We start from the raw sequence: 8,598 nt of genomic DNA, 5'->3' as shown, positions 1-8,598 counted from the left end.
AAGTCAAAGCCAAAGATGCTGCAGGCAATGAGTCTCCTGAGACCGCAATCACTATAGACATAAAACCACTTGCCTTTGATAGCGAATCGAAGACACCGGCTGCGTCTGTAGCAAACGGAGATAAAGTTATCCTTAATTTAAATGGTAAGGCAGAGTCTGATCATCCAGCGGATACTTTTGATGGTAATAGAGCTACTTTGATCTTTGGTGATGCCATTGCATCTAATGAGAAAGTACATACTCTGACTGGCACAGGAAACAACGGTCGAATTAAGGTATATAATCCAAAACTTGACTGGGATATGCGTACTAGTGATGATGGTACTGGAGCGCAACGGGATCACGCACCGGGTTGGGGTTATGATGAAGAAGCACTCAAACAGGATGCAATCTATAATAGCTATAATCCTAATGACTATAGAGCTTATTTTTATAAATGGACGGGCGCTAGTGATGCTGCGGATATCATTCTTGTAGAGAATGTACAAACTGACCCTGATAATGGCGATACGAAAGTACAAGGTATGATTGTTTCGGAAGCAAAAGGTGCGGAAACAAAACAAGTTCGTTTTGCTCTTGATACGCTTGGTGGTGGCAATGATTATATTAAAGCCAAAGGTGTGGGCGGACACGTGAAAATTAAAACTAACGATGGTGACGATGTCATTGAGTTAGGTTATATGAATGGACGTAAAGGCGTTGGTGTGCCGTACTATGATGGTTCTAACCAAATTGATATGGGTGACGGCAATGATAAATTGTTAGTAACGAGCCATTCCGGAGACCAAGGTGTTTGGCAGAATCTTTATGATAATGGTTCATTGTATTACACCAATGCGAAAATCGATATGGGCGAAGGCAATAATGAAGTGAGTATTTCTCATAATATTATTGCTGGAGCTGAAGACGGTTCGGGGAACTATATTCGCTTTGGTGGCGGTAATGATAAGCTTACCGTAGGTGGATATATAGGTGGTGAATCAGCATCCATCTATACTGGTTATAAATCTTCGAATATTATTGATTTAGGTGGCGGACATAATACGGTTCAAGTGAAAGGCGGTCTTTATCAGCGAGATACAACTAAATTCCTAATGGTGTCCAATGGTTCAAGTGAAGTGACTTTTGGCAATGGAATTGGTGGACGTTCCTCAATGATGATGGGGGATGGAGCTGATACGGTTGTTGTTAATGGTAATGCTGAGTTTAATTCAGAGCCTTATTATTGGTTAGATGGTGCTTTTATTAAAAACATGGAAGAAGGTGCAAAAAATGATATGTACAAAGGTTTTTATGAAACAGCATTTAAACAAAAAGTAAGTGATAAATTGGTTTCTGCTATTGATCGTGCCGGAGCAGGCAGTGAATCTGTATTAGGTGCAAAAGGTTTGAATCCAAATGAAACGAATATGGATAATGCAAGAAACATTGGCACACGTATTGACTTAGGCGCTGGTGAAAATACATTATCAATTTCTGGTTCAGTATTGAGATTGAATTATATTGGTGGTGCTGATAGTGACGCTGTTACTCTTGGCGCAACATCAGAGTCTCGTTTCTGGATGGGAGATGGAACTAATACTCTTTCATTAGGATCAAGCAGTAGTGTTGGTTATTCCGGTGGTACTGGTACAGATACAATTACGATTAATAGTAATGTTAATAATAGTACCTTTAATATTGGTTCCGGTGATAACAGCATAACGATTAGAGGTAATGCTGAACAAACTTGGATCGGTATGAGCAACAATGATCAAGGTTTTGCCCAAAGTGGAAATGATACGGTAACGATTGGAGGTAGCTTCACTGGAAAAGGAATAGAAACTGAGGTTATCAATTTAGGCGCTGGTCAAGATAGTGTAACCATCTCAGGTGAACTCAGAGAATCACTTATCCGAATGGGTGATGGTAATGATAGCATTACGATAAGGGGCATTACCTACGATTCAAATCGTATTGATGCTGGTAATGGTGATGATGTGATTACTGTGACCAATCAAATTAATAGTACGAATACTCACCTTATTGGTGGAGAAGGTAATGATACTTTCACTGTGCAGTACTTTAGAGGCGATAATCAAAATGCAGTAGCAGGGGGAGCGGGTAAGGATACCTTAAATATTATAGGAAATAATAACCAGTTTATCGTAGGATATAGAAGTGGATGGACTAATTTATGGTCGATTGAAGAAATTGTCTTTAAAGGTACTTCAGGAAGAAATACTATTCGTATTGATGAAAAGAGCTTAACTGAAGACAATAATAAATCGCTATATATTAAAAACCAATCTACAGGTTCAAATACTGTAGATGTTAATGCGAAATATTCTTCTAAATCAAGCCAGACACTGCATGAAGATAGAGATAGTAATGGGCAAGATGAAGCTTATAGCTATACAGTTTATAAATTTGATGGAGGATATACGCTTTATATTGAAAATGGCATTAATATTACTTAATGTTTAATCACATTTAAGTTTGAATATACTTTTGTATAAATAAACTGATAATGAACCCATCAAGCTGAGCTTGGTGGGTTTTTTTTAAGATTTTGTTAGGTAGAAGGTAGTACCTTTAAATTTAAGATGGCGACAAGTGAGGAAAGCTTCCTGTTGTGTTTGTGAAATTTGAGAATAATTGGAGGTTAAATGGTGTTATTGATATTAGCGGTTAAACGCTGTAATAATCGATCCATAGCACGATAACCTAGTGCTTCAGCTAGATGAATGCGTTGGATTTGCTCTTCACCTGCCAGATCGGCGATAGTGCGAGAAACTCGTAAAATGCGATGATAGGCTCTAACAGAAAGCCCAAGTTTATTTAATGCATTTTCAAGAAAAATGGCATCATCTTGTATTAATTTGCAATATTGTTCGATCTCTTTGCCAGATAAATGGGCATTAATTTTTCCGCAACGAGAGAGTTGTTTTTTCCTCGCCTGTATCACGATATGTTTTAATTTTTCACTGTTGTTTTCGTCTTTAGGTAATTGTTGCAAAGTACCTTGTGGGAGTAATGGCACTTCAATTGAGAGATCAAATCGGTCAAGAAAAGGTCCGGATAATCGATTAAGGTAGCGCATAATCTGTTGTGGCGAGGTGCGGTTATGTGTGCCTTGATAATGCCCTGTTGGGCTAGGGTTCATTGCAGCGATCAGTTGAAATTTTGCTGGAAAGGTAACTTTAGCTGCCGTACGAGAGATAATAATTTCGCCACTCTCTAATGGCTCTCGCAAGGCATCAAGCACTTTTCGATCAAATTCCGGTAATTCATCTAAAAAAAGTACACCATTATGAGCAAGAGAAATTTCTCCCGGTTTAGGAATAGTGCCACCACCAACTAACGCCGCCATTGAGGCACTGTGATGTGGTGAGCGGAATGGGCGTTGTTTCCAATGCTGATAATCCACACAACGTTGTACTAAGCTATTAATGGCAGCCGTTTCTATCGCTTCTTGTTCTGTCATCTCTGGCAATAGTGTTGTTAATCGACTTGCCAACATAGTTTTGCCTGTACCGGGTGGCCCTAAAAAGAGGAGATTATGCTGTCCGGCAGCGGCAATGAGCAATGCCCGTTTAGCGTGTTGTTGTCCGATAATATCTGTCATATCCAGTAAATGGGGGTTTTTAGAATGGGAAACTGGCGGTAATTGTTGTGCTATCGGCAATTTTTGTTGCTGATTCAAAAAACTGACAACATCTAATAGCGAGTCGGCAAAATAGGTTTGTGTGTTGGCAACTAAGGTTGCTTCTTGAGCATTTTGTTTGGCGATAATTAATTCACGTTTTGCGTTATTCGCCGCCAAAATAGCCGGAATAACGCCTTGTACGCCACGTAAATTTCCAGTAAGTGCCAGTTCACCGACAAATTCGAAAGATTGTAACCGCTTAGCATCAATTTGCCCGGAAGCCGCCAAAATGCCTAAGGCGATGGGAAGATCAAAGCGCCCGCCCTCTTTCGGCAGATCCGCCGGTGCCAGATTAATAGTAATGCGTTGTGTCGGATAGACAAAATTAGCATTGATTAAGGCACTGCGGACACGATCTCTTGCCTCTTTTACGGTGGTTTCCGGTAAGCCGACCAAGGTTAATCCCGGTGCGCCGTTACTCATATGGACTTCAATTGTGATTAATGGTGCTTGTACGCCGATAGAGGCACGGCTGTAAACAACTGCTAATGACATAAAATTCCTCAATGCAAAATAAGGACAAGCATAGAGAAAAAATGCAGATATAGAAAAATGTTGTGAGTAGTTTTGTGATGATGATCGAAAAAAGAAAATTTTGTGATAATGATGGGCGCTATTTTCTACCCATCATTAATGAAATTATTTAACTTCTACGCCTTTTGCTTGTAAGTCGGCGTGGTAGGAGGAACGAACGAAAGGGCCACAAGCTGCGTGTTCAAATCCCATCTCTTTTGCCCTGCTTCTGAATTGGTCAAATTCACTTGGTGGCACATAACGTGCTACTGGTAAGTGGTGGCGACTTGGTTGTAAATATTGACCTAACGTTAACATTGTTACGCCATTATCACGAAGATCCTGCATTACTTGTAAAATTTCTTCGTTGGTTTCACCTAAGCCAACCATTAAGCCTGATTTAGTTGGAATGTTCGGGAACATTTGTTTAAATTCGCGCAGTAAGCGTAAAGACCATTGGTAATCTGCACCCGGACGAACTTCTTTATATAAGCGAGGAATATTTTCTAGGTTGTGATTGAAAACATCAGGTGGATTTTGCGCTAATTTTTCCAGTGCAACCTCAATACGACCACGAAAATCAGGTACTAAAATTTCAATTTTAATATTTGGATTTAATGCTCGAATTTCTTTTACACATTCGGCAAAATGACCTGCCCCACCGTCACGAAGATCATCACGATCCACAGAAGTGATCACTACATAGCGTAATCCCATATCGTGAATAGTTTGTGCTAATTTTTTAGGTTCTTCCGGATCAGGTGGCAATGGTTTGCCGTGTGCTACATCACAGAATGGGCAACGGCGTGTACAGATAGCACCTAAAATCATAAAAGTTGCGGTTCCGTGATGGAAGCATTCAGCAAGGTTTGGGCAAGAGGCTTCTTCACATACAGAGTTCAAGCCGTTCTTACGCATTGCCTTTTTGATATTTAAGATTTTTTCAGTATTCGCCGGCAGTTTAATTTTCATCCATTCCGGCTTGGGTAATAGCTCTTGGTTCGGATCAATATTTTTTACCGGAATAATTGAAGTCTTAGCGGCATCACGATATTTAACGCCACGTTCCATTTTAAACGGAGTGCCCATATTTTTTCCTTATTGTGTGTTGTCCAGACCATCGACAAAAGTGAATTGTTGATAGCCGATTAAACGGGTGAAATGTTCGATTAATTTAGGTGCAACGTCGGCACAGGTAATAGGTTCTTTAACAAAATCTTGTAGTTGACACATTTCCAAGCCGGCATAGCCGCAAGGATTAATGTTATGAAACGGCGAAAGATCCATATGAATATTAAAGGCTAATCCGTGGAATGAGCAACCTTTGCGGATACGTAAGCCGAGAGAACAGATTTTTTTGCCGTTGATATAAACACCCGGTGCATCCGGTTTTGGATAGCCTTCAATGCCGTAATCAGCCAGCGTGTTCACTACGCATTGTTCCAGATCGGTAACTAAATCTCTTACCGAAAGTGGCGATTCTTTACCGGATAATTTATCAATCGCTTTGCGGCGTTTAATATCAACCAGAATGTACATCACTTGTTGCCCCGGTCCGTGGTAGGTAACTTGCCCGCCACGGTCGGATTGAACGATAGGAATGTCGGTTTTGGTTAGAATGTGTTCCGGTTTACCTGCCTGACCTTGGGTAAACACCGGAGGATGTTGCACTAACCAAATTTCATCAATCGTATCGGCAGTACGCTGATCAGTGAATTGTTGCATACGGTGCCAAATCGTATCGTAAGGTTGTACGCCAAGCTGACGAATAATCACTTTTTGTTCAATCTGTTCTATTGTACTTCCCATAATGCAACCTTGGTTATAGTACCATTTTGACCAATTCAATTTCAGCCAATTCTTTATATAAACGTTCCACCTGTTCAATATTTTGTGCGTTGATGGTGATCGAAACCGAGTGATATTTACCATTACGGCTTGGCTTTACAGACGGACTGTAATCGCCCGGTGCGTGCTGTTGTACGACGGCAAGGACACGATCGGTAAGTTCCGGATGTGCAAGCCCAACAACTTTATATGGGAAATCACACGGGAATTCGAGTAAATCTTTAAGTTTTGGTTGTTCTTGTTGTTGCATAATTTCCTCTCTTAACTGTGATTTTATCTTTGGATGCCGATTAACCTTGCTGTTCACGACAGCAAAAGGTCATTTTTAAAAATAGCTGTACAACGCTCTGAGCGTTATTCTGCAAATTAAAACATCCAACAGATAATGGCATTTAACCCACCCTAAATAAGGTGGGTTAGCAAAATTTCAAGTCGTGGTGTTAAAAAAGTGTTAAGGAAGACTTATCTAACTAAACATACTTTTTACTGTAAGCACCAGCCAGTCCCACGCTTTGCCAAAGAAACCGGCTTCTTCAACATTGTTCATTACTTGAAGATCGGCTTTTTGAATATCTTTACCATCAAGTTGATAAACGATAGAACCGACAACTTGTCCCTGTTTTAAAGGTGCTTCAAGGAATTTTTGATTGAGTTGGTAGCGTGCTTTAATGGCTTGACTTTTGCCTTTCGGAATAACTAAATAAACATCGGAAAGTGTGCCGAGTTTGATTTTGCTTTCTTTACCGTAATAAACCGGCTGTTCGGAAACAACTTGATTGGCAGCGAGCGGTTTGACATTCTCAAAATTCGCAAAGCCCCATTGTAGTAGTTTCTTGCTTTCAATTTCGCGACCTTTAAAGGAACTTACCCCCATTACCACCGAGATCAAACGCATATTATTGTTAACTGCGGAGGCAACTAAGTTATAACCCGCTTCATTGGTGTGTCCGGTTTTTAAGCCGTCAACAGTTAGGTTTTTATCCCATAATAAGCCATTACGGTTAGGTTGTTTGATATTATTGAAAGTGAACTCTTTTTCGGCATAAATATGATACTCTTCCGGTAAATCACGAATAATTCGTGCGCCGATAAGTGCCATATCTCGTGAGGTGGAGTATTGATTTTCGTGATCAAGACCGTGTACTGTTTCAAAGTGTGTATTCTTTAAGCCGAATTGATCGACATATTGATTCATCATATTGATGAAATTTGCTTGAGAGCCTGCAAGGTATTTTGCCATTGCTACGCAAGCATCATTTCCTGAAGCAATAATAATGCCCCGATTTAAGTCGGAAACGGAAACTTGTTGATTGACATTCAAAAACATTTTTGATGATCCTGGGAAATTTTTCCCCCAAGATTCTTCGTCAATCGTTACCATATCGGTATTATGGATTCTTCCCTCTTTCAAGGCTTGACCGATAACATAACTTGTCATCATTTTGGTTAATGATGCCGGATAATGTTTCTGATCTGGGTTGAGTGCCGCCAACACGGCACCGCTATTGTAATCCATCAAGATATAGGTTTGTGCGTTAATTTGCGGTGGAGCAATATCATAAAGACCTTCCGCAAAAGCAACAGAGATACTGGAAAAACCGAGTAAACCGGCAAAGGCGAGTTTTTTCAGTTTTTTAGAATACAACGACATTTTTTCATCCTTACAACGTTAATTAGTAGCGATAAGTATAGAGTTGACTATCCTCCGTCTGTAAACGAGAAAAAGCGAGTTTGATGCTGTTTACTTTATTGGGGTCGAGAACAGGCCCAATATGAATGTTATATTTATCCCCTTCTTGGGTAATTTCTGTTTTTATATCATCAATAGCTAATGCAGAAATTAGCTGTTCCGCTTTCTCTTTGCTTACAATGTTATTGGCAGTCAATCTAAATTGTTTGCTTACCCTTTGGTTATTAACAATAACGTTGTTCTCTTTCTGTGTATTAAGGCGAGAGGCAATGAGTGTTTTTCCACCTTTACCAGAGAGATTACCGTTACGGTCAATAATCACCATATCAAGTTTTACATTAGCAACGCCGTGACTGGTCATTCCCAGTTCTTTGGCTGCTGCTTTTGATAGATCAATAATCCTATTTGAATGGAATGGACCTCGATCGTTAATTCTGACAACCACTTTTTTGTGATTGCGTAAGTTTGTTACCAGCACGTAACTGTTTAAAGGTAATGTTTTATGTGCTGCAGTAAACAGCTTTTCATTATAGACTTCACCGCTGGAGGTTTTTTGCCCCACAAATTTAGGATGATAAAAGCTAGCTTTTCCTTGTTTGGCATAAGTTTTAGCCTCTTTTGTGGAAACTGTGCGATAACGTACTCCTTTGACGGTGTAAGTTTTACTTTTTGTTTTTTTAGGATGATATTGCAGTTTCGGCCCTGCAATACCATAAATTTTTTTTGTTTCGTTATGTGTTCCTGTTTTGGCTATTGCAAAAGAACTTTGAAAAAGAAAAAGCAAAATAGCCAACATAGCAAAATGTTTCTTTAGTTTCATATTAAATATGTTCCCTAACTTTCTTTGATTGCTCAAATG

At 39.7% G+C, this 8,598-nt stretch carries 6 protein-coding genes and 1 pseudogene; 1 reads left to right on the top strand and 6 read right to left on the bottom strand.

Annotation, left to right across the window (positions count from 1 at the left end):
- Positions 1–2,459, top strand: a pseudogene (locus QV04_RS11675) (hypothetical protein); the annotation flags it as partial.
- 185 nt (positions 2,460–2,644) lie between these two features.
- Here the strand turns inward: QV04_RS11675 and QV04_RS09470 are convergent.
- The 6 genes from QV04_RS09470 to QV04_RS09445 form a co-directional block, all read right to left on the bottom strand.
- On the bottom strand, positions 2,645–4,183 hold the full coding sequence (locus QV04_RS09470) for a YifB family Mg chelatase-like AAA ATPase (protein WP_065231268.1): 1,539 nt from the start codon (positions 4,181–4,183) through the stop codon (positions 2,645–2,647).
- 144 nt (positions 4,184–4,327) lie between these two features.
- On the bottom strand, positions 4,328–5,290 hold the full coding sequence (gene lipA, locus QV04_RS09465; protein WP_065231269.1) for a lipoyl synthase: 963 nt from the start codon (positions 5,288–5,290) through the stop codon (positions 4,328–4,330).
- 9 nt (positions 5,291–5,299) lie between these two features.
- Entirely contained in the window at positions 5,300–6,010 is a 711-nt protein-coding gene (gene lipB / locus QV04_RS09460) for a lipoyl(octanoyl) transferase LipB (RefSeq protein ID WP_065231270.1), read from the bottom strand.
- A 13-nt stretch (positions 6,011–6,023) separates the two neighbouring features.
- Positions 6,024–6,299 (bottom strand): DUF493 family protein YbeD, encoded by a 276-nt coding sequence (ybeD, locus tag QV04_RS09455; RefSeq protein WP_026211015.1) that lies wholly within the window; start codon positions 6,297–6,299, stop codon positions 6,024–6,026.
- A 216-nt stretch (positions 6,300–6,515) separates the two neighbouring features.
- The gene (locus QV04_RS09450; protein ID WP_065231271.1) at positions 6,516–7,700 is read right to left on the bottom strand and encodes a serine hydrolase; all 1,185 of its coding nucleotides are present in this window, start codon (positions 7,698–7,700) and stop codon (positions 6,516–6,518) included.
- 22 nt (positions 7,701–7,722) lie between these two features.
- A complete protein-coding gene (locus QV04_RS09445; RefSeq protein WP_039133729.1) occupies positions 7,723–8,559 on the bottom strand; it encodes a septal ring lytic transglycosylase RlpA family protein in 837 nt (278 codons plus the stop codon).
- Between the last annotated feature and the right edge of the window lie 39 nt (positions 8,560–8,598).

The sequence above is a fragment of the Gallibacterium genomosp. 1 genome (genome assembly GCF_001678575.1).
GTDB lineage: Bacteria > Pseudomonadota > Gammaproteobacteria > Enterobacterales > Pasteurellaceae > Gallibacterium.
Note: the sequence above shows the minus strand (reverse complement) of the source record. Positions and strands in the feature narration are given on the sequence as shown.